Source organism: Cellulomonas sp. B6 (assembly GCF_001462455.1).
GTDB lineage: Bacteria > Actinomycetota > Actinomycetes > Actinomycetales > Cellulomonadaceae > Cellulomonas.
In genome coordinates this window covers 1-20,523 of record NZ_LNTD01000125.1, presented here as the reverse complement: position 1 = coordinate 20,523, position 20,523 = coordinate 1, and the positions used below count along the sequence as shown (strand labels likewise).

Annotated in this window: 19 protein-coding genes; 11 read left to right on the top strand and 8 right to left on the bottom strand. The window is 73.8% G+C overall.

Annotation, left to right across the window (positions count from 1 at the left end; translation table 11 throughout):
* Nucleotides 1-114 precede the first annotated feature (114 nt).
* Nucleotides 115-2,118, top strand: a complete 2,004-nt coding sequence (locus ATM99_RS11670; RefSeq protein ID WP_062103083.1) for an APC family permease — start codon at nucleotides 115-117, stop codon at nucleotides 2,116-2,118.
* Nucleotides 2,108-3,370, top strand: a complete 1,263-nt coding sequence (locus ATM99_RS11665) for a class I SAM-dependent RNA methyltransferase (protein ID WP_062103082.1) — start codon at nucleotides 2,108-2,110, stop codon at nucleotides 3,368-3,370. The genes ATM99_RS11670 and ATM99_RS11665 overlap by 11 nt, the downstream gene beginning before the upstream one ends.
* 65 nt (nucleotides 3,371-3,435) lie before the next feature.
* On the opposite strand, the gene ATM99_RS19355 is transcribed toward ATM99_RS11665, so the two are convergent.
* Both ATM99_RS19355 and ATM99_RS11660 read right to left on the bottom strand, forming a co-directional pair.
* A complete protein-coding gene (locus ATM99_RS19355) occupies nucleotides 3,436-3,609 on the bottom strand; it encodes a hypothetical protein (RefSeq protein ID WP_190278826.1) in 174 nt (57 codons plus the stop codon).
* Nucleotides 3,606-3,872, bottom strand: a complete 267-nt coding sequence (locus tag ATM99_RS11660; protein WP_062103081.1) for a helix-turn-helix domain-containing protein — start codon at nucleotides 3,870-3,872, stop codon at nucleotides 3,606-3,608. The genes ATM99_RS19355 and ATM99_RS11660 overlap by 4 nt, the downstream gene beginning before the upstream one ends.
* Nucleotides 3,873-4,073: 201 nt before the next feature.
* Between ATM99_RS11660 and ATM99_RS11655 the strand changes: the two genes are divergently transcribed.
* The 4 genes from ATM99_RS11655 (at nucleotide 4,074) to acnA (ending at nucleotide 8,434) form a co-directional block, all read left to right on the top strand.
* Nucleotides 4,074-4,679 carry a hypothetical protein gene (locus tag ATM99_RS11655; protein ID WP_062103080.1) on the top strand — a complete coding sequence of 202 codons (606 nt, stop codon included), beginning with the start codon at nucleotides 4,074-4,076 and terminating at the stop codon, nucleotides 4,677-4,679.
* A 113-nt stretch (nucleotides 4,680-4,792) separates the two neighbouring features.
* Entirely contained in the window at nucleotides 4,793-5,197 is a 405-nt protein-coding gene (locus ATM99_RS11650) for an ImmA/IrrE family metallo-endopeptidase (protein ID WP_223305024.1), read from the top strand.
* Nucleotides 5,198-5,307: 110 nt separating this feature from the next.
* The gene (locus tag ATM99_RS11645; protein ID WP_062103078.1) at nucleotides 5,308-5,472 is read left to right on the top strand and encodes a hypothetical protein; all 165 of its coding nucleotides are present in this window, start codon (nucleotides 5,308-5,310) and stop codon (nucleotides 5,470-5,472) included.
* 232 nt (nucleotides 5,473-5,704) lie between these two features.
* Nucleotides 5,705-8,434 carry an aconitate hydratase AcnA gene (gene acnA / locus ATM99_RS11640; RefSeq protein ID WP_062103077.1) on the top strand — a complete coding sequence of 910 codons (2,730 nt, stop codon included), beginning with the start codon at nucleotides 5,705-5,707 and terminating at the stop codon, nucleotides 8,432-8,434.
* A gap of 101 nt (nucleotides 8,435-8,535) precedes the next feature.
* On the opposite strand, the gene ATM99_RS11635 is transcribed toward acnA, so the two are convergent.
* The 4 genes from ATM99_RS11635 to ATM99_RS11620 all read right to left on the bottom strand — a co-directional run bounded on the left by ATM99_RS11635 (nucleotide 8,536) and on the right by ATM99_RS11620 (nucleotide 12,368).
* Nucleotides 8,536-9,423 carry an aminoglycoside phosphotransferase family protein gene (locus ATM99_RS11635; RefSeq protein ID WP_062103102.1) on the bottom strand — a complete coding sequence of 296 codons (888 nt, stop codon included), beginning with the start codon at nucleotides 9,421-9,423 and terminating at the stop codon, nucleotides 8,536-8,538.
* Between the two features lie 88 nt (nucleotides 9,424-9,511).
* Nucleotides 9,512-10,210, bottom strand: coding sequence for a CoA pyrophosphatase (locus ATM99_RS11630; protein ID WP_062103076.1), 699 nt, complete (start codon nucleotides 10,208-10,210; stop codon nucleotides 9,512-9,514).
* Nucleotides 10,207-10,908 carry a type 1 glutamine amidotransferase gene (locus tag ATM99_RS11625; RefSeq protein WP_062103101.1) on the bottom strand — a complete coding sequence of 234 codons (702 nt, stop codon included), beginning with the start codon at nucleotides 10,906-10,908 and terminating at the stop codon, nucleotides 10,207-10,209. Before ATM99_RS11625 ends, ATM99_RS11630 begins: the two co-directional genes overlap by 4 nt.
* A gap of 5 nt (nucleotides 10,909-10,913) precedes the next feature.
* Nucleotides 10,914-12,368 (bottom strand): GuaB1 family IMP dehydrogenase-related protein, encoded by a 1,455-nt coding sequence (locus ATM99_RS11620; protein WP_062103075.1) that lies wholly within the window; start codon nucleotides 12,366-12,368, stop codon nucleotides 10,914-10,916.
* 95 nt (nucleotides 12,369-12,463) lie between these two features.
* Between ATM99_RS11620 and ATM99_RS11615 the strand changes: the two genes are divergently transcribed.
* The 5 genes from ATM99_RS11615 (at nucleotide 12,464) to ATM99_RS19925 (ending at nucleotide 18,780) form a co-directional block, all read left to right on the top strand.
* On the top strand, nucleotides 12,464-13,072 hold the full coding sequence (locus tag ATM99_RS11615; protein WP_062103074.1) for a DUF4126 domain-containing protein: 609 nt from the start codon (nucleotides 12,464-12,466) through the stop codon (nucleotides 13,070-13,072).
* A gap of 60 nt (nucleotides 13,073-13,132) precedes the next feature.
* Nucleotides 13,133-15,010, top strand: coding sequence for a 1-deoxy-D-xylulose-5-phosphate synthase (gene dxs, locus ATM99_RS11610; RefSeq protein ID WP_062103100.1), 1,878 nt, complete (start codon nucleotides 13,133-13,135; stop codon nucleotides 15,008-15,010).
* Between the two features lie 163 nt (nucleotides 15,011-15,173).
* A complete protein-coding gene (pflB, locus tag ATM99_RS11605) occupies nucleotides 15,174-17,444 on the top strand; it encodes a formate C-acetyltransferase (RefSeq protein ID WP_062103073.1) in 2,271 nt (756 codons plus the stop codon).
* Nucleotides 17,445-17,535: 91 nt separating this feature from the next.
* Nucleotides 17,536-18,417, top strand: coding sequence for a pyruvate formate-lyase-activating protein (gene pflA / locus ATM99_RS11600; protein WP_062103099.1), 882 nt, complete (start codon nucleotides 17,536-17,538; stop codon nucleotides 18,415-18,417).
* A gap of 96 nt (nucleotides 18,418-18,513) precedes the next feature.
* Nucleotides 18,514-18,780, top strand: coding sequence for a transposase (locus tag ATM99_RS19925; RefSeq protein WP_369798066.1), 267 nt, complete (start codon nucleotides 18,514-18,516; stop codon nucleotides 18,778-18,780).
* A 79-nt stretch (nucleotides 18,781-18,859) separates the two neighbouring features.
* On the opposite strand, the gene ATM99_RS19350 is transcribed toward ATM99_RS19925, so the two are convergent.
* Together ATM99_RS19350 and ATM99_RS11590 are read right to left on the bottom strand one after the other, a co-directional pair.
* Entirely contained in the window at nucleotides 18,860-19,219 is a 360-nt protein-coding gene (locus tag ATM99_RS19350) for a hypothetical protein (protein ID WP_062103072.1), read from the bottom strand.
* Nucleotides 19,220-19,386: 167 nt separating this feature from the next.
* Nucleotides 19,387-20,280, bottom strand: coding sequence for a type IV toxin-antitoxin system AbiEi family antitoxin (locus ATM99_RS11590; RefSeq protein ID WP_223305028.1), 894 nt, complete (start codon nucleotides 20,278-20,280; stop codon nucleotides 19,387-19,389).
* Between the last annotated feature and the right edge of the window lie 243 nt (nucleotides 20,281-20,523).

The window sequence follows — 20,523 nt, the reverse complement described above, 5'->3', positions numbered from 1 at the left end:
ACGAAGTGCACAGCCGGTCACGCTATACCCCTGGGGGCCGCTCGCGCGCACGTCGTGCCAGGTCCCACGCGGGGCCTGTGAGGCAGGGGCGTCGCGGGCATACGATCGCTGCTCGTGTCGGACCTCGCAGACGCCGCCAAACGGCTCGTGCTCGGCCGACCGGTCCGCAGCGACCGGTTGGGCCACACCCTCCTGCCCAAGCGCATCGCGCTGCCCGTCTTCGCGTCCGACGCGCTCTCGTCCGTGGCGTACGCGCCCGACGAGATCCTGCTGACGCTCTCGCTCGCCGGGCTCACGGCGCTGACCATCTCGCCGTGGGTCGGCGTCGCGGTCGCGCTCGTGCTGCTCACGGTCGTCGCGTCGTACCGGCAGAACGTGCACGCCTACCCGTCGGGCGGCGGCGACTACGAGGTCGCGTCGGTCAACCTCGGACCGCGCGCGGGCGTCACGGTCGCGAGCGCGCTGCTCGTCGACTACGTGCTGACCGTCGCGGTGTCGATCTCCTCGGGCGCGCAGTACGCGGCGACGGCGATCCCGGCGCTGCGCGGCCACGAGACGACGTTCGCGATCGGGCTGGTCGTGGCGCTGACCCTGGTGAACCTGCGCGGCGTCAAGGAGTCCGGCTCCGCGTTCGCGATCCCGGTGTACCTGTTCATGGCGGCCATGGGCTCGATCGCCGTCGTGGGCGCCGTGCGCTACTTCACGGGCACGCTGCCCGCGGCCGAGAGCGCGGCGTTCGGCGTCGCGTCGGAACCGGGGTTCGACCAGGGCCTCATGGGCCTCGCGGGCGGCTTCCTCGTGCTGCGCGCGTTCGCCTCGGGGTGCGCCGCGCTCACGGGCGTCGAGGCCATCAGCAACGGCGTGCCGGCCTTCAAGAAGCCCAAGTCCCGCAACGCGGCGACGACGCTGCTGCTGCTCGGGTCGATCTCGATCACGATGATCCTGGCCATCCTGCTGCTCGCGCAGGCGACGGGGGTGAAGTTCGTCGACGACCCCGCGACGCAGCTGCTGCGCGACGGCGTGCCCGTCGGCGACGGCTACGAGCAGCACCCCGTCATCAGCCAGCTCGCGGCGTCGGTGTTCTCGGGCGTCGACGTGCTGTTCGTCGTCGTGTCGGTGGTGACGGGGCTGATCCTCGTGCTCGCCGCGAACACGGCCTTCAACGGGTTCCCCGTGCTGGGCTCGATCCTCGCCAAGGACGGCTACCTGCCGCGCCAGCTGCACACGCGCGGCGACCGGCTCGCCTTCTCCAACGGGATCCTCACGCTCGCCGCGGCCGCGATCGCGCTCATCTGGGCGTTCGACGCGCAGGTGACGCGCCTCATCCAGCTGTACATCGTCGGCGTGTTCGTGTCGTTCACGCTGTCGCAGCTCGGCATGGTCCGGCACTGGTCCCGCGAGCTGCGGACCGAGCCCGAACCCCGTGCGCGGGGACGCATGCGGCGTTCGCGCGTCATCAACACCATCGGCCTGGGCATGACGGGCACCGTGCTGGTGATCGTGCTGCTCACCAAGTTCACGCACGGCGCGTGGATCGCGATCCTCGCGATGGCGCTCGTCTTCGTCGCGATGCAGGGCGTGCACGAGCACTACCGCCGGGTGCGCGCCGAGCTCGCGCTCGCGGACGACGAGCAGGGGGCGCGCGCGCTGCCGAGCCGCGTGCACGCCGTCGTGCTGGTCTCGCACCTGCACCGACCCACGATGCGTGCGCTCGCGTACGCGCGCGCGTCGCGGCCGAGCGTCCTCGAGGCCGTCACGGTCGGCGTCGACGCGGACGACGTGGCGGCGCTGCGCGCGCAGTGGGAGGCGGCGGACCTGCCGGTGCCGCTGCGCGTCCTGGACTCACCGTTCCGCGAGATCACGCGCCCCGTGCTGACGTACGTCCGCTCGATCCGCCGCGAGAGCCCGCGCGACCTCGTCGTGGTCTACATCCCCGAGTACGTCGTGGGGCACTGGTGGGAGCAGCTGCTGCACAACCAGAGCGCGCTGCGTCTCAAGAGCCGCCTGCTGTTCACGCCGGGTGTCGTCGTGGCCTCGGTGCCGTGGCAGCTCGCCTCCACCGAGGGGCAGACGGGGCTGGAGGACCCCGTCCGGGGTACCGTTCCGCGTGGCTACTGAGAACCTGCGCACCGGCTCGACCGTCGACCTCGAGATCGGGCCCGTCGCGCACGGCGGGCACTGCGTCGCCCGGCACGAGGGACGCGTCGTGTTCGTGCGGCACACCCTGCCGGGCGAGCGGGTCCGTGCCCGTCTGACGGATGCCGCGCCCGACGCGAAGTTCTGGCGTGCCGACGCGGTCGAGGTGCTCGACGCGTCGCCCGACCGCGTGCCCTCGGCGTGGCCCGCCGCCGGCCCGGGCGGCGTCGGCGGGGGAGAGCTCGCGCACGTCGCGCTGCCCGCGCAGCGGGCGTGGAAGGAGGCGGTGCTCGCCGAGCAGCTGAGGCGCCTCGCGCGCGTCGACCTGACGCCCGCGGTGGCCGGCGTGCCCGGTGACGACGAGCGCGGCGGCCTGGGCTGGCGCACGCGCATCGACCTGCACGTCGACGCCGAGGGGCGTCCCGGCATGCGGGGCCACCGCTCGCACACCGTGCTTCCGCTGGAGGGCATGCCCCTCGCGAGCGAGCACGTCGCCGCGCTGGGCCTGTTCGACCGGCGCTGGCCGGCGGGCTCGCGCATCGAGGCCGTGGCTCCGGCCGACGGCGGCACGCCCCTGGTGCTGCTCGACGGTGCGCCGTTCGACCTGCACTCGAACCGTCGGGACCCGCGCCCCAACGCGCGCGCCGCGGTGCGCGAGCGCGTCGAGGTCGGGGGAGCGACGTACGAGTACCGGGTCGCGGCCGCCGGGTTCTGGCAGGTGCACCGCGGCGCACCGGCCCTGCTGACGTCGCGCGTGCTGGAGGCGGTCGGCGACGTCGCGGGGGCGACGGTGCTCGACCTGTACGCGGGTGCCGGCCTGTTCTCGTCCCCGCTGGCCGACGCCGTCGGCACCGACGGCCGCCTCGTCGCGGTCGAGGGTGACGAGCGCGCGGTGCGCGACGCCCGGCGCAACGCCCACGACCGTCCGCAGGTCGAGCTGCACGCGGGGGACGTCGCGGACGTCCTGACGGGCCGCCGCGGCGCGGTGCCGCCGGCGGCGGCCGCGGACGTCGTGGTGCTCGACCCGCCCCGGACGGGTGCCGGCCGCCGCGTCGTCGAGGCCGTCGCTGCGCTGCGGCCCGAGCGCATCGTCTACGTGGCGTGCGACCCGGCGGCCCTCGCCCGCGACGTCGCGCTGCTGGCCGAGCGCGGGTGGACGGGGCTGGAGGTGACGGGTCACGACCTGTTCCCGATGACGCACCACCTCGAGGCGGTCGCGGTCCTCACGCGCTGACGCGCCGCCGTCAGGTGGCGCGACGCCGGCCGAGCGCGGCACCGGCACGCCCGAGCGGGCGGGCCTCAGCCGACCTGACGCCCGTGCGCGCTCTCGTCGTGGTCCGCGGCGTCGGCCCGTGCGTCGCCGGGTGCGGGTCGGTCGGGCCCGACCCAGGCGCAGCCGTGGCAGACCGCCCAGTGCACGACGGGCTCGTCCTCGTCGTCGTACTCGAGCTGGGCGCCGGCGGGTCGGGTCATGCGGGGCCTCCTGCGGGGGTGTCGGGCGTGGTCGGGTCGTCGGGACCGTCGTGGGCGGGTCGCGGTTCGAACAGGTCGGAGCACGGTGTGTCGAGGCGGTCGGCGATCGCCCGCGCGAGCTGCGGCGACACCGTGCGGAGGCGTCCGCTCTCCAGCTGCCACACGGTCGCCTGCGAGCGACGTACCAGGAACGCGAGCTCGCGCTGGGTGAGCCGCCGTCGCACGCGCCGCTCGCGCAGCAGCGACGGGTCCTTCACGCGCATCGACTCTCCCCCTGTCGTCGAGCGGCCCATCATCGCGGCACCCGGCGCGCACTGACAAGTGGTGTGTGCACCAGAGGTGCGCGGAGCGCATCGCTGACGTCGCCGCTTGTCGGGGGATCGCCACGGATCTCCGATCCCATCTGCGACGATGTGCGGGTCGCTTGTCACGCCTGGTGGCGCGGCGAAGGAGGTGGCTCGCCCGTGGAGGGTCCGACGACGCTCGCCGACCTCGTCGCGCTCGCGCGCGAGCGGCGGCCGGGGGAGTCGCTGCGCTCGCTCGCTCGCGCGGCGCAGGAGGCCGGCTTCGCGGTCGTGCACACGACGATCGCGGCGATCGCGTCCGGCAGGTACGACTCCGTGCCCTCGGCCGAGACCGTGCGCGCGCTCGCGTGGCTCGCGGGCGTGGACGAGGAGCGGGCGATGGCGTCCGCGGCGCTGCCCGTCCCGCGCGAGCCCCTCGCCGACGCGCTGCCTGCCGGGGTCGACGCGCTGGGCCCGCGCTCGCGGCGCGCCGTCGTCGACGTCGCGCGGGCGCTCGTGCGCGCCGAGGGCGCCGCGGGAGGTGGCCGGTTGTCCGAGGCCGTCCGTGACGAGGTCGCGCGACGCCACGCCGCGCGCGAGCTGCCCGCCCGGTTCCTCGTGCTGCCCGTGGCCGACGCGGTCGAGGCCGTGCTGCGCGCGGCGCCCGAGCACGTCGCGGGCCTCGTGGACGCGGCCCTCCTCGACGCGACGTGGGACGAGGTCGCCCGGACGTGGGCGGCGCGACCGGGGGAGCCGGACCTGCCGACGCCCCCGGACGTCGACTGAGCACCCGCGGGACCGTCCCGTGCCGTCCGCCCCTGGGTCGTGGCGCGACGAGGGGTGCGGTGACCTGTGGAGGGTCGGCGCGCGCCGTCCGGCGTGCGGGCTAGCGTCGCGCCGTGGAGGAGCATCCCTGGCGGCGGCTGCGTGGCATGCCCCACGTGCGGCTGGTGTGGCGGCGGCTGCCGGGTCTCCTGGGCCTCACCGACGGACGGTCGGTCGTCGTGCTGCACCCCGACCAGTCGCAGGCGCAGCGCCGGTGCACGCTCGCGCACGAGCTCGCGCACATCGAGCTCGGGCACGTGGGAGGCTGCACGCCGGCCCAGGAGCGCGAGGTGCGCGCGCTCGTCGCGCGGCGCCTCGTCCCCGACGACGCGCTGCTCGCCGCGTGGCGCTGGACCCGCCACCCGCGCGAGCTCGCGGACGAGCTCGGCGTCGACGTGCCGACGGTGCTCGACCGGCTCGCGGGCCTCGACGCGGCCGAGCGCGCCCTGCTCGCCGCGGCCGACGACGGCGTCGCGTGACGGCGCGGTCGGGCGGTCGCGGGTCCCGCGCGGACGTCCTAGCGTGGGCGGTGCGGCGCCGCACGCGCGGTGCGGCGCGTCCATCCAGCGCACGTCCCCGGGAGGTCACCATGACGCAGTCGCAGGACCACGCGAGCCGGCTGGCGGAGGCCAAGCGCATCGCGACCCAGGAGCTGCACAAGCAGGGCACGCCCGACTACGACCCGCGCGCCCACGAGCGCGCCGTCGAGGCGCAGCGCAAGGCCGAGGAGGCGTTGCGCGAGCACGAGGGCTGAGGCGCCCGGGCGACCTCGCGGCGAGGGGTGGGCGTGGACGCCCGCCCCTCGCGGCGTGTCGACGTGCGCCCGGCGGGACGGCGACGCGCTACGATGTATCTCGACGTCAAGATAGTTGTCCCGGTGGACGCCGGGACCCGCGCCGCGGCACCGGCCTAGGCTGGTGCGCAGGCCGCCCCCACCGCCGGGCACCCCCAGACGAGCCCGGCACCTCGCCAGCGAAGGAGCACCCGTGAGCAGCGTCGACAGCTTCGGATCGAAGGGCACCCTCGAGGTCGGTGACGCCTCGTACGAGATCTACCGGCTCTCCGCCGTGCCCGGCGTCGAGCGCCTCCCGTACAGCCTGAAGATCCTCGCCGAGAACCTGCTGCGCACCGAGGACGGCGCCAACATCACGGCCGACCACGTGCGCGCGCTCGCCGGCTGGGACCCCGACGCGCAGCCCGACACCGAGATCCAGTTCACGCCCGCGCGCGTCATCATGCAGGACTTCACCGGCGTGCCCTGCGTGGTCGACCTCGCCACCATGCGCGAGGCCGTCGAGGACCTCGGCGGCGACGCGTCCCGGATCAACCCGCTGGCGCCGGCCGAGCTCGTGATCGACCACTCGGTGCAGATCGACGTCGCCGGTCGGCGTGACGCGTTCGAGCGGAACGTCGAGCTCGAGTACGAGCGCAACCGTGAGCGGTACCAGTTCCTGCGCTGGGGCCAGACCGCGTTCGACGACTTCAAGGTCGTCCCCCCGGGCACCGGCATCGTGCACCAGGTCAACATCGAGTACCTCGCGCGCGTCGTCATGGTGCGTGACGGCAAGGCGTACCCCGACACGTGCGTCGGCACCGACTCGCACACCACGATGGTCAACGGCCTGGGCGTGCTCGGCTGGGGCGTCGGTGGCATCGAGGCCGAGGCCGCGATGCTCGGCCAGCCGGTGTCGATGCTCATCCCGCGCGTCGTCGGCTTCAAGCTCACGGGCGAGATCCCCGCGGGCGTCACCGCGACCGACGTCGTCCTGACGATCACGCAGATGCTGCGCCAGCACGGCGTGGTCGGCAAGTTCGTCGAGTTCTACGGCGAGGGCGTCGCGTCCGTGCCGCTCGCGAACCGCGCGACCATCGGCAACATGAGCCCCGAGTTCGGCTCGACGGCCGCGATCTTCCCGATCGACTCGGTCACGCTCGACTACCTGCGCCTCACCGGCCGCAGCGAGGAGCAGCTCGCGCTCGTCGAGGCGTACGCGCAGGAGCAGGGCCTGTGGCACGACCCGTCGCGCGAGCCCGTGTTCTCCGAGTACCTCGAGCTCGACCTGTCGACGGTCGTGCCGTCGATCGCCGGGCCCAAGCGGCCGCAGGACCGCATCGAGCTCTCGCGCGCCAAGGAGCAGTTCCAGCGCGACCTGCCGACGTACGCGCCCGAGGTGCTCAACGGCGTCGACGAGGCCGAGCGCGAGTCGTTCCCCGCGTCCGACGCGCCGGCGATCACCGACACCGCGGCGCGTCGCTACCCGGTGACCGACTCGGAGGGGCGCGAGTTCGACCTCTTCCACGGCGCGGTCGCGATCGCGTCGATCACGTCGTGCACCAACACGTCGAACCCGTCGGTCATGCTCGCGGCCGCGCTGCTCGCCAAGAACGCCGTCGAGGCGGGCCTGAGCGCCCGCCCGTGGGTCAAGACGTCGATGGCGCCCGGGTCGCAGGTCGTCACGAACTACTACGAGAAGGCCGGTCTCTGGCCCTACCTCGAGAAGCTCGGCTTCCACCTCGTCGGGTACGGCTGCGCGACGTGCATCGGCAACTCCGGCCCGCTCGACGAGAAGGTGTCGGAGGCCGTGCAGGAGCACGACCTCGCGGTCGCCGCGGTCCTGTCGGGCAACCGGAACTTCGAGGGGCGCATCAACCCCGACGTGAAGATGAACTACCTCGCCTCGCCGCCGTTGGTCATCGCGTACGCGCTCGCGGGCACCATGGACTTCGACTTCGAGACCGACCCGCTGGGCCGCACCGAGGACGGGCACCCGGTGTTCCTGCGGGACATCTGGCCCTCGGCCGAGCAGGTGCAGGCCACGATCGACGCGTCGATCGACCGCAAGATGTTCGAGTCGGACTACGCCGACGTGTTCGCGGGGGACGACCGGTGGCGCGCGCTGCCCACGCCCGAGGGCGACACGTTCGCGTGGGACGGCGAGTCGACGTACGTGCGCAAGCCCCCGTACTTCGAGGGCATGGGCGCCACGCCGGAGCCCGTCACCGACATCTCCGGCGCGCGCGTGCTCGCCAAGCTCGGCGACTCGGTCACCACCGACCACATCAGCCCCGCCGGGTCCATCAAGGCGGACTCGCCGGCCGGGCAGTACCTCGCCGAGCACGGGGTCGAGCGTCGCGACTTCAACTCCTACGGCTCGCGACGCGGGAACCACGAGGTCATGATCCGCGGCACGTTCGCCAACATCCGCCTGCGCAACCAGCTCGTGCCGGGCGTCGAGGGCGGCTTCACCGTCAACCACCTCACGGGCGAGCAGACGACGATCTACGACGCGTCGGTCGCCTACCAGGGCGCGGGCGTCCCGCTCGTCGTGCTCGGCGGCAAGGAGTACGGCTCGGGCTCGTCGCGCGACTGGGCGGCCAAGGGCACGCGCCTGCTGGGGGTGCGCGCGGTCATCACCGAGTCGTTCGAGCGCATCCACCGCTCCAACCTCATCGGGATGGGTGTGCTGCCCCTGCAGTTCCCCGAGGGCGAGTCGGCCGACTCGCTCGGCCTCGACGGCACCGAGACGTTCGACATCTCCGGCGTCACCGCGCTCAACGAGGGCACCACGCCGCGCACGGTCCGTGTCACGGCGACCAAGGCCGACGGCACGGTCGTCGCGTTCGACGCGGTCGTGCGCATCGACACCCCCGGCGAGGCGGACTACTACCGCAACGGCGGCATCCTGCAGTACGTGCTGCGCTCGCTGGTCGCCTGACCCGACCCGCACCCACCGACGGCCCGTCGGCTCCGCGAGGAGCCGACGGGCCGTGGTCGTGCGGTCGTCGTGCGTCCCGACGCGCCGCGCCGGCGTGCCGCTCAGCCCGCGGCGACCTGCGCGGCCGTGTGCCGTCCGACCTCGGCCAGCACGGGGTAGTCGTCGGGGTGCGCGAGCAGCACCGCCACGTAGGAAGCGGCCCAGGCGCGTGCTCGGGCCCACGTCGCGTCGTCCCACGCGCGCAGCTCCTGCGTCCGCGCGACGAACGCCGCGCGGCCCGCCGCGTCGAACGTCAGCCAGGCCGTCGCGAGGTCGCTCGCCGGATCGCCCGCACCCAGGTCGCCGAAGTCGATGAGCCCCGTGAGGTGCGCGCCGTCGGCCACGAGGTTGCCGGGGTGCGGGTCGCCGTGCACCCACACCGCGGGGCGGTCCCACGCCGGGGCGGCGACGCCCGCGTCGAGCGCGGCGCGCAGCGCGGCGACGTGCGGCAGGTCGTCGGTCGTGCGCGCACGCATCGTCTCGACGCGGTCGGCGAGCGGCACGCCCCGGTACGGGTTGCGCGGCGCGTCCGCGGGCGCCGGCACGTGGAGCGCCGCGAGCGCGTCGGCGAGCTCGGTCGCCCACGCGGCGCGCGGCGCGACGGGCAGCGCAGCGACCTGCGTCCCCGTCAGCCACGGCACGACGCTCCACGACCACGGGAACCCGCGGCCCGGGCGGCCCGTGCGCACCGGGGCGGGCACCGGCACGGGCAGCTGTGGCGCGAGGACGGCCAGCCAGCGCTGCTCGTGCTCGACCAGCGTCGAGGACAGGTCCCGCACCGGGAACCGGAGCGCGAGCGCGTCGCCCAGGCGCCAGGTCACGTTGTCCCAGCCGAACACGCGCCCGTGCAGCGGGAGGTCCACGAGGTCGGGGTGCTGGTCGGCCAGCAGCGCCCGCGCGAGGTCGGCCGTGACGTCGACCTGGATCTTGGGGTGCGGGGCGGCGGTCACGCGGCGACGGTACGAGACCGCGGCGGCCACCGTCGAACCGTCGGCGCCGGCGCGTGGTGACCCGCGCGCGTCCGCCGGTCCCGGACCGTCACGGCGTGACCGTGCGCGAGGCGTCCCACGGCACCGACCAGCCCGCGGCGTCGAGCACACCGGCCAGCACGAGCGCGGTGAAGCCCCACACCACGACGCCGCCGTCGAGCTCGAACGCCGGCGTGCGGACGCGACCGCGGGCGACGGGGTGCACGACGACCCCACGACGGGCGGGGTCGACGAGGTCGGCGACGGGAGCCCGGAACACGTCGACAGCCTCGCGGTGGTCGACCGCGGCGACCCGCGACGGCGTCCGCCACCACGCGAGCACGGGCGTCACGAGGTTGTCGCTCACGGGCAGCGGCACGTCCGCGAGCGTCCCCAGCACGTCGACGCCCGACGGCTCGAGCCCGGTCTCCTCGACGGCCTCGCGCAGCGCCGCACCGACCGGGCCGTCGTCGCCCGGGTCGATGCCGCCCCCGGGGAACGCGACCTGACCGGGGTGGTGCGACATCGTGGCCGAGCGGCGCTGCAGCAGCACGTCGAGGTCGGCCGGCACGCGCGGCGCGCCGGGGGAGCGGGCGGGCACGGCGTCGAGCGCGCCGAACAGCACGAGCACGGCCGAGCGGCGCGTCGTCGTGCCGTCCGGCGCGAGCCGCGACGGTGCGCTCGGCCAGGTGACGCCGTCGCGCGCGACCCGCTCGAGGTCGGCGCGAGCGTCCCGCGGGGGCCGTGCCCCCGCGGCGCCGGACGTCACGCGCGAGCCCGGACCTGCGCGGCGAACGCCGCGAACGTCGCGGCGGCGGCGGGCACCAGGTCCGGCAGGATGCGCGCGCCGTCGGCGCGGATCCGCTCGGCCTCGCCGTCCTCGAGGTCGGCCGCCATGTCGGGCGTCGCGAGCCACAGGTCGAGCATCGCGGCGTCCAGCTCGGGGTGGAACTGCAGCCCGAGCGCGCTGCCCGCGCGGAACGCCTGCACGGGCGTCGCGTCGGTCTCGGCGAGCAGCGTCGCGCCCGGCGGCAGGTCGACCGCGTCGCCGTGCCAGTGCAGCACCGTCGGCGTCGCACCCGCCGCGCCGAGACCGCGCAGCACCGGGTCGTCGGCGACGACCCGCACGGGCGCGAAGCCGATCTCACGCGCGGTGCGCCGGTGCAGGCGTGCGCCGAGCGCGAGCGCGAGCAGCTGGTGCCCCAGGCACACGCCGAGCACGGGGACGTCGGCGTCGACCGCGGCTGCCAGGAGCGCGCGCTCCGCGGCGAGCCCGGGGTGGCCGGCGACGTCGTCGGCGTCCATCGGGCCGCCCATCACCACGACCCCCGCGACCTCGTCGGGCCGCGGCAGCCGCGGTGCGGGGTCGTCGAGCACCGTGCGGACGCGGTACGGCACGTCGAGCGCGCGCGCGACCGCGCCCGGCCCCTCGTGCGGGGCGTGCGTGAGCACGAGGACCGGGCGCACGCCGGTCACCACCCGTCGGGCAGCGGACGGCCCTCGGCGTAGCCGGCCTCGGACTGGATGCCGACGACCGCGCGCTCGTGCAGCTCCTCGAGCGTGGTCGCGCCGACGTAGGTCGCGGCCGACCGCACACCGGACGTGATGTGGTCGAGCAGGTCCTCGACGCCCGGGCGGCGCGGGTCGAGGTACATGCGCGAGTGCGAGATGCCCTCCTCGTACAGCGCCTTGCGGGCCCGGTCGAACGCCGACCCGCCCTGCGTGCGCGCCGCGACGGCGCGCGCCGAGGCCATGCCGAAGCTCTCCTTGTACAGTCGGCCGTCGCCGTCGGTGTGCATGTCGCCGGGCGACTCGTGCGTGCCCGCGAACCACGACCCGACCATGACCTGGGACGCCCCGGCCGCGAGCGCGAGCGCGACGTCGCGCGGGTGCCGCACGCCGCCGTCGGCCCACACGTGCTTGCCGAGGCGCCGGGCCTCGGACGCGCACTCGAGCACGGCCGAGAACTGCGGACGGCCGACGGCGGTCATCATGCGCGTCGTGCACATGGCGCCCGGGCCCACGCCGACCTTGACGATGTCCGCGCCCGCGGCGACGAGGTCGCGCACGCCCTCGGCGGTCACGACGTTGCCCGCGACGACCGGCACCTGCGGGTCGAGCGAGCGGACCGCGGCGAGCGCGTCGAGCATCTTGCGCTGGTGTCCGTGCGCGGTGTCGACGACGAGCACGTCGACGCCCGCGTCGAGCAGCTCGGCGGCCTTGGCGCGCACGTCGCCGTTGATGCCGACCGCGGCCGCGATGCGCAGGCGGCCCTGCGCGTCGAGCGCCGGGGTGTAGATCGACGAGCGCAGCGCGCCGACGCGCGTGAGCACGCCGACCAGCCGGCCGTCGTCGACGACGGGGGAGAACCGACGGCGCTCGCGGTGCAGCTGCTCGAACGCGTCGCGCAGGCCCTGCGTGCCGCCCTGCTCGACGACCGCGAGGTCCACGGTGGTCGGGTGGGGCGTCATCACCTGGTCGACCTGCGTGAACATGTCGACGCCGCCGCAGTCCGCCGCGGTCACGACGCCGACGGGCCGGCCGTCGTCGACGACGACCGCCGCGCCGTGCGCGCGCTTGGCGATGAGCGTCAGCGCGGTGTGCACGGTGTCGTCCGGCGCGACGACCGTCGCGGTCTCGACGACCGGGTGCCGCTGCTTGACCGACGCGACGACCTTGCGCACCACCTCGGTGGGCGTGTCCTGCGGCAGCACCGCGATGCCGCCGCGGCGCGCGACGGTCTCGGCCATGCGACGGCCGGCGACGGCCGTCATGTTCGCGACCACGACCGGGATCGTGGTGCCGGTGCCGTCGGACGACGCGAGGTCGACGTCGAAGCGGGACGTGACCTCCGAGCGGGACGGGACGAGGAAGACGTCGCCGTAGGTGAGGTCGGACGCGGCCGTGTGGCCGGGCAGGAAGCGCATGGGTGATCCCCTTTCCGAGGCATCCTACCGGCCGGGTGCGACGAGGCCGGGGTGCGTCCGGTCGTTCCCGGGACCCGGCGGATAGGCTCGCGCGCATGCTCGTCGCCCTCACCGGGGTCGGTCTGTCGGCCGCCGCGGGCCTCAACGCGTACATCCCGTTCCTGGTGGTCGCGCTGCTCGCGCGGTTCACCGACCTGGTCGTGCTGCCCGCGGGCCTGACGTGGATGGAGAGCGGCTGGGCGCTCGGCGTGGGCGCGGTGCTGCTGCTCGCCGACGTCGTGCTCGACAAGGTGCCGGTCGTGGACACCGTGAACGACGCCGTCCAGACGGTGATCCGACCCGCGTCGGGCGCCGTGGTGTTCGCCGCGACGTCGGCCGCGCAGGACCTCGAGGGCTCCGCGTGGGTGCGGGACAACCCGTGGGTGCCGGTCGTCGCGGGCGTGGTCGTCGCTCTCGTCGTGCACGCGACGAAGGCCACCGTGCGGCCCGTCGTCAACGCCGCGACGGGCGGCCTCGGCGCCCCCGTCGTGTCCACGGTCGAGGACGGGGCGGCGATCGGACTCAGCCTCGTCGCGGTGCTGCTGCCGGTGCTCGTCCTGGTCGTCCTCGCGGCGGGGACCGTGCTGGTCGTGCTGCTCCTGCGACGTCGACGCGCGGGACGGCGCGCAGGAGGGGCGCAGGACGAACCGGTCGCCGGGTCCTAGAGTGGGACGTCCGGCACCCGCCGGGTGACGCCCGGCGACGGGCATGACGAGGAGGACCACGTGGGGTTGCTCGAGCGCATCTCGTCGCCGCAGGACCTGCGTCGGCTCTCGACGCGTGAGGTGGACGAGCTGGCCTCGGAGATCCGCGCGTTCCTCGTCGACCAGGTCTCGCGCACCGGCGGTCACCTCGGCCCGAACCTCGGCGTCGTCGAGCTGTCGATCGCGCTGCACCGCGTCTTCGACTCGCCGCGTGACGCGATCGTCTTTGACACGGGCCACCAGGCGTACGTGCACAAGCTCCTGACGGGGCGGCAGGACTTCTCCTCGCTGCGCCGCCGCGACGGACTGTCGGGGTACCCCAGCCGCGCCGAGTCCGAGCACGACGTCGTCGAGAACTCGCACGCGTCCACCGCGCTGTCGTGGGCCGACGGCATCGCCAAGGCCCGCCAGGTCCGCGGCGAGACCGACCGCCACACGGTCGCCGTCATCGGCGACGGCGCGCTCACGGGCGGCATGGCGTGGGAGGCGCTCAACAACATCGCGGCCGACCCCGACCGCCCGGTGGTCGTCGTCGTCAACGACAACGGACGGTCCTACGCGCCGACGATCGGCGGCCTCGCGCAGCACCTCGACTCGTTGCGCACGACGCAGGGCTACGAGTCCGTGCTGTCGTGGGGCAAGACGACGCTGCGCCGCTCGGGCCCGCCCGGGCGGCTCGCGTACGAGGCGCTGCACGGCCTGAAGAAGGGCATCAAGGACGTCGTCGCGCCGCAGGGCATGTTCGAGGACCTCGGCCTGAAGTACGTGGGCCCGGTCGACGGGCACGACGAGCAGGCGGTCGAGCGCGCGCTGCGCAGCGCGCGGGCGTTCGGCGGCCCGGTGATCGTGCACGTCATCACCGAGAAGGGCCGCGGGTACACCCCGGCCGAGCAGGACGTCGCCGACCGCTTCCACGCGGTCGGGCGCATCCACCCCGAGACCGGCCTGCCGCTCGCGCCGTCCCGCTTCGGCTGGACCAGCGTGTTCGCCGACGAGATCGTGCGGATCGGCCGGCGCCGACGCGACGTCGTCGCGATCACCGCGGCCATGCTCCAGCCCGTGGGGCTCGCACCGTTCGCGGCCGAGTTCCCTGAGCGCGTGTTCGACGTCGGGATCGCCGAGCAGCACGCCGCGACGTCGGCGGCCGGCATGGCGTTCGGCGGCCTGCACCCGGTCGTCGCGGTGTACGCGACGTTCCTCAACCGCGCGTTCGACCAGGTGCTCATGGACGTCGCGATGCACCGTGCGGGCGTCACGTTCGTGCTCGACCGCGCCGGCCTCACCGGCGACGACGGGGCGAGCCACAACGGCATGTGGGACATGGCGATGCTCTCGATCGTGCCGGGCCTGCGGCTCGCCGCGCCGCGCGACGAGGCGACGCTGCGCACCGCGCTGCGCGAGGCCGTCGACGTCGACGACGCGCCCACGGTCGTGCGGTACCCCAAGGGCGCGATGGGGGACCCGATCCCGGTGCTCGAGGACGTCGACGGCGTCGACGTGCTCGCGCGCCACGACGGCGACGCGGGTCGCGTGCTGGTAGTCGGCGTCGGCGCGATGGTGCCGACCGCGCTCGCGGTCGGCGAGCTGCTCGCCGGGCACGGGCTGGCCGTGAGCGTCGTCGACCCGCGGTGGGCCCTGCCGGTGCCCGCGGCGCTCGTCAAGCTCGTCGACGAGCACGACCACGTCGTGACGCTCGAGGACGGGCTCGTGGACGGCGGCGTCGGGGCGCTGGTCGGCCAGCGGGCCCGTGAGGCGGGCATCGCGACGCCCGTCCAGTCCTTCGGCGTCCCCGCGACGTTCCTGCAGCACGCGACCCGCGACGAGCTCGTGCGCGAGCTGCGGCTCGGTGCGCACGACGTCGCCGCCGACGTGCTGACCGCGCTGCACGCGGCGGGCTGAGCGCCGCGCACGGAGGTCGTCCCGACGCCCCGGCCCGGGGGTGTCGGGCGTCCTGTGGCGGGCGTCACGGCGGGCCCTGACGTCGCGAGGACCGAGGTCCCAAGACATCCCATCATTTGCTGAATAGCGTCGTGTCATCGGCCCCGACACAGGGAGTAGTCAGATGTCCATCACCGCTGTACCCAGCGACCGCAGCGACACCGCCGTACCCGCGGCCTGGACGGGCTTCGTCACCGGCCCGTGGACGGACCACGTCGACGTCCGCGACTTCATCCAGCGGAACTACACGCCGTACACCGGCGACTCGAGCTTCCTCGCCGGCCCCACCGCCCGCACCACGGGCATCTGGGACAAGCTCTCGGCGATGTTCCCGGCGGAGCGTGAGAAGGGCGTCTACGACATCGACGCCACCACGCCGTCGACCATCACGGCGCACGCGCCCGGCTACATCGACGAGGGCAACGAGGTCATCGTCGGCCTGCAGACCGACGCGCCGCTCAAGCGCGCGATCATGCCCAACGGCGGCTGGCGCATGGTCCAGACGTCGCTGGAGACCTACGGCTACGAGGCGCCGCAGGAGATCATCGACATCTTCACCAAGTACCGCAAGACGCACAACGACGGCGTCTTCGACGTGTACCCGCCGAACGTGCGCGCCGCGCGCTCGTCGCACATCATCACCGGCCTGCCCGACGCCTACGGTCGCGGCCGCATCATCGGCGACTACCGCCGCGTCGCGCTCTACGGCGTCGACCAGCTCATCACCGCCAAGAAGCTCGAGAAGGCCGCGCTCGACATGGAGCGCTCGGTCGAGGACGTCATCCGCGACCGCGAGGAGCTCGCGGAGCAGATCCGCGCGCTCGGCGAGCTCAAGGCGATGGCCAAGTCCTACGGCTACGACATCTCCGAGCCCGCGACGAACGCCCGCGAGGCCGTGCAGTGGCTGTACTTCGCGTACCTGGCCGCCGTGAAGGAGCAGAACGGCGCGGCGATGTCGCTGGGCCGCACCTCGACCTTCCTCGACGTCTTCCTGCAGCGCGACCTCGAGGCCGGCGTGCTCACCGAGGAGCAGGCGCAGGAGATCATCGACGACTTCGTCATCAAGCTGCGGATCGTGCGGTTCCTGCGCACGCCGGAGTACGACAACCTGTTCTCGGGCGACCCGACCTGGGTGACCGAGTCCATCGGCGGCATCGGCGAGGACGGGCGTCCGCTCGTCACCAAGACCTCGTTCCGCTACCTCCATACGCTGTACAACCTGGGCCCGGCCCCCGAGCCGAACATGACCGTGTTCTGGAGCGAGCGCCTGCCCGAGGGCTTCAAGAAGTACTGCGCGCAGGTGTCGATCGACACGTCGGCCGTGCAGTACGAGTCCGACGAGCTCATCCGCGCCTCGTGGGGCGACGACGCGGCCATCGCGTGCTGCGTGTCCCCGATGCGGGTCGGCAAGCAGATGCAGTTCTTCGGTGCTCGGGTCAACCTCGCCAAGGCGCTGCTGTACTCGATCAACGGCGGCCGGGACGAGATCTCCGGCAAGCAGGTCGCGCCGGTCACCGCGCCCGTCGAGGGCGAGGTGCTCGACTACGACGACGTCATGGCGAAGTTCGACAAGACCATGGACTGGCTCGCCGAGACCTACGTCGACGCGCTGAACTGCGTGCACTACATGCACGACAAGTACGCGTACGAGCGCATCGAGATGGCGCTGCACGACCGCACGATCCTGCGGACCATGGCCTGCGGCATCGCCGGTCTGTCCGTCGTCGCGGACGCGCTGTCGGCGATCAAGCACGCCAAGGTCACCGCGCTGCGGACGGCCGACGGCCTCATCACCGAGTACTCGATCGACGGCGACTTCCCGACGTACGGCAACGACGACGACCGCGCCGACGACATCGCGGTGTGGATCGTGCGGCGCTTCATGGAGAAGATCCGCGCCGTCCCGACGTACCGCAACGCGCTGCACACGCAGTCGGTGCTGACGATCACCTCGAACGTCGTCTACGGCAAGGCCACGGGGTCCACGCCCGACGGGCGCAAGGCCGGCGAGCCGTTCGCCCCGGGTGCCAACCCGATGAACGGGCGCGACACGCACGGCATGCTCGCCTCGGCGCTCTCGGTCGGCAAGCTGCCGTACTCCGAGGCGCAGGACGGCATCTCGCTGACCTCGTCGATCGTCCCCTCGGGCCTCGGCCGCGAGAAGGACGAGCAGGTGACGAACCTGGTCGGCCTGCTGGACGCGTACATCCTGTCCTCCGGCTACCACATGAACGTCAACGTGCTGAACCGCGAGACGCTCCTGGACGCCATGGAGCACCCGGAGAACTACCCGCAGCTCACCATCCGGGTCTCCGGCTACGCCGTGAACTTCGTGCGGCTCACGCGCGAGCAGCAGCTCGACGTGCTGTCGCGCACGTTCCACGGCGCGGTCTGACCCGCGTGCCCCCGGCCCGGCGCGCGCAGCGCCGGGCCGGGGGACCACCCCCGTAGCCTCGTAGCACCCCGACGACAGCGTGGAGGTCATCATGACCACGACCGTGCAGGACGGCGCACCCGTCGTGCCGCTCGGCGTCCCGCTGGTCGGCGGGTCGCACACCCGGACCCAGGGCCACGGCACCGCGGGCCTGGAGACCACCGAGGCCGAGCGCTCCGACCGGCTCGCGGCCGTCCGCGAGGGCCGGCTCGGCTCGGTCCACTCGTGGGAGCTCGTGACCGCGGTCGACGGCCCCGGCACGCGCCTGACGATCTTCCTGTCGGGCTGCCCGCTGCGGTGCCTGTACTGCCACAACCCCGACACCATGGAGATGCGCCGCGGCACCGACGTCGCGGCGGACGAGCTCCTGGCCCGCATCGCGCGCTACCGCGGGGTCTTCAAGGCCACCGGCGGCGGTGTCACCATCTCGGGCGGCGAACCGCTCATGCAGCCCGCGTTCGTGCGTCGGCTGGTCCGCGGCGCGGCCGCGATGGACGTGCCCGTCGCGATCGACACGTCGGGCTTCTTCGGCGCCCACGCGACCGACGAGATGCTCGACGACGTGTCGCTCGTGCTGCTGGACGTGAAGTCCGGCGACCCGGAGACCTACAAGCGCGTCACCGGTCGCGAGCTGCAGCCGACGCTCGACTTCGGCCGCCGCCTGTCGGCGCGCGGCACCCGCATGTGGATCCGGTTCGTGCTGGTCCCCGGCCTCACCGACGCTCCCGAGAACGTCGCCGCCGTCGCCGACTACGTCGCCTCGCTCGGCGAGGCCGTCGAGCGCGTCGAGGTCCTGCCGTTCCACCAGATGGGCCGCGACAAGTGGGCCGAGCTGGGCATGCGCTACGAGCTCGACGACGTCGAGCCGCCGTCCCGCGAGGACGCCGAGGCCGTCCGCGACGTCTTCCGCGCGCGTGGCCTGACGACGTTCTGACGCCACCCGCGCGCACCACCCACCCACGGCGTACCCGCGATCCGCGTCCCCTTCCGTCCCTCGTGAGAGCGCGATCGAGTCACCCCTCCCACCTCCGTGAGAGTGCGATCCAGTCCTCTCCCTCGCACCTCCGTGAGAGTGCGATCCAGTCCTCTCCCTGGCATCTCCGTGAGAGTTCGATCCAGGGCGCGTCTCCTCACCGTGCCGGTCACCGGGTGTCACAGCCGGCGGGCGTGGCGTGCAGGTCTGCTGACCGATGAAGCGTGGACTCGGGTCGAGCCATTGATGCCAGCGGCCTCGGTCGAGGGTGGACGACCGTTGGCCGACCATCGTCGGGTGGTCGAGGCGATCATCTGGCGGTAGCGGACCGGCGTGCCCTGGCGAGACCTACCGGCGCAGTCTGGTCCGTGGAGAACGGTCGGGAAGCGGCATGCGCGGTTCTCTAGGGACGGCCGCCGCCGATGCGACGCATCGTCTCAAGAGCCTCCGGGCGCGTGACGCCCAGGCGCGTCTGGAACTCCCGTTCCTCGATCGCCTCCGGGCCGTGGAGCACCTCGTTCAGTGCGCCGACGATCGCTCGCACGTCATCGCCGTGCAGGACGTACTGGTCTCTGGCCAGCCACTCCTCCTCGGGCCCGGCCCACCCCTCGGGCGGCACTCGGTACCGGCCTGCCGCCAGACAGCCCGCGCAGGCGCAGGTGCCCTCCGTCGCGAGGCCCAACCAACGCGACCTCGCGCGGGACGCGTCCGTCAACGCACCGAAGCACCAGTCGCAGTGGTCCTGGACGCTCCCGCTCACCATGTCCGCAACCTAGCCGCCGCAGTGGCCCATGACGCGGACCCAGGAGACCCGCCCAGGTCGCCGTTGCCCCCGTGTCCGTGAGGGTGCGATCCGGTCATGGTGGTCCTCGTGCCCGTGAGGGCGCGTCCGGGTCGCGGCGACGACGATGGTGACGTCAGACGCGGCGGTCACCACGGCTGACGTGCCAGCACGACCCCGTCGTGCCGGAGGAGGTCGGCGACGGCTCTCTCGAGCGTGTTGCGGTTCCCGAGCACGTCGCCCCGGTGGACCCCGATCACCGTCCAGCCGAACCGGCTCCGCAGGTCGTCCCGCCGGCGTTCGTCGGCCCGTCGCTGCGCCATCGTCCGGTGGTGGTGCTCGTCGCCGTCGTACTCCACCCCGACTCGCGCGTCGCGGTAGCCGAGGTCCAGGCGGTAGACCTCGCGGCCGCCGTGGCGGATCGAGATCTGCGGCTCGGGCCGCGGTAGACCGGCCTCGAACAGCCGGAGCCGGAGCCAGGACTCGCCGGCCGACTCGGTCTGCGGTTCGCAGAGCTCGATCAGCCGGCGGGCGCGCGCGATGTTGCGTGCGCCGGGCAGCTCGTGCGCGCGCCGCATGAGTCGTGCGGGGTCGACGAGGCCCGCGTGCGCGAAGGCGTCGATCGCTGCGAGGCCGACGTACCCGGGTGCGTACCGGGCCAGGTCCAGCGCCGTGCGCTCGACCGTCGTGGCCGGCACGCCACCGAGCACGGTGACGTCGTCGACAGGCAACGCGCCGGTCCAGCACTGCTGCCCGGGCCGTCGGACGCGAGGCACGGCCGTCGGGACGATGCACTGCAGGCGGGGTGGCCGGAGGTGGAGGCCGGGGGCTCGGGTGTCCACGCCGTGCAGCCACGCAGCGGTCTCGCGGCACACCGCGGCACCACGGGGCAGCACCGTGCTGATCGCGCGAGCACGTGTGTCGGGATCCTCGATCAGGTCCCGACGGACGAGCACGCTGCGGAACAGCTGGACGTACCGCCCCGACGTGACGAGTCTGTGGGTGGCGGCCCAGGTGGTGCCGGTGGCACGGAGGTGACGCATGTCGAGCACGGTGGCGTCCTGCATCCGACCACCGTCGCGGTCACCGGGGCGCGAGATGCACGGGCAGCTCGTTGTCGTGGACTCCATTGTCGGGCACCGCGCCTGAGGGCGGCTCAGGGCATCGGTGACGACGGCGTGGAGTGCTCACGGTGGTCAGCGGGATCGCATGCTCTCGTGAGAAGGCGTGGCGGACCGCGGCCGTGCGGTCACTGGATCGCACTCTCGCGGGAAGGGGTGGGGGTG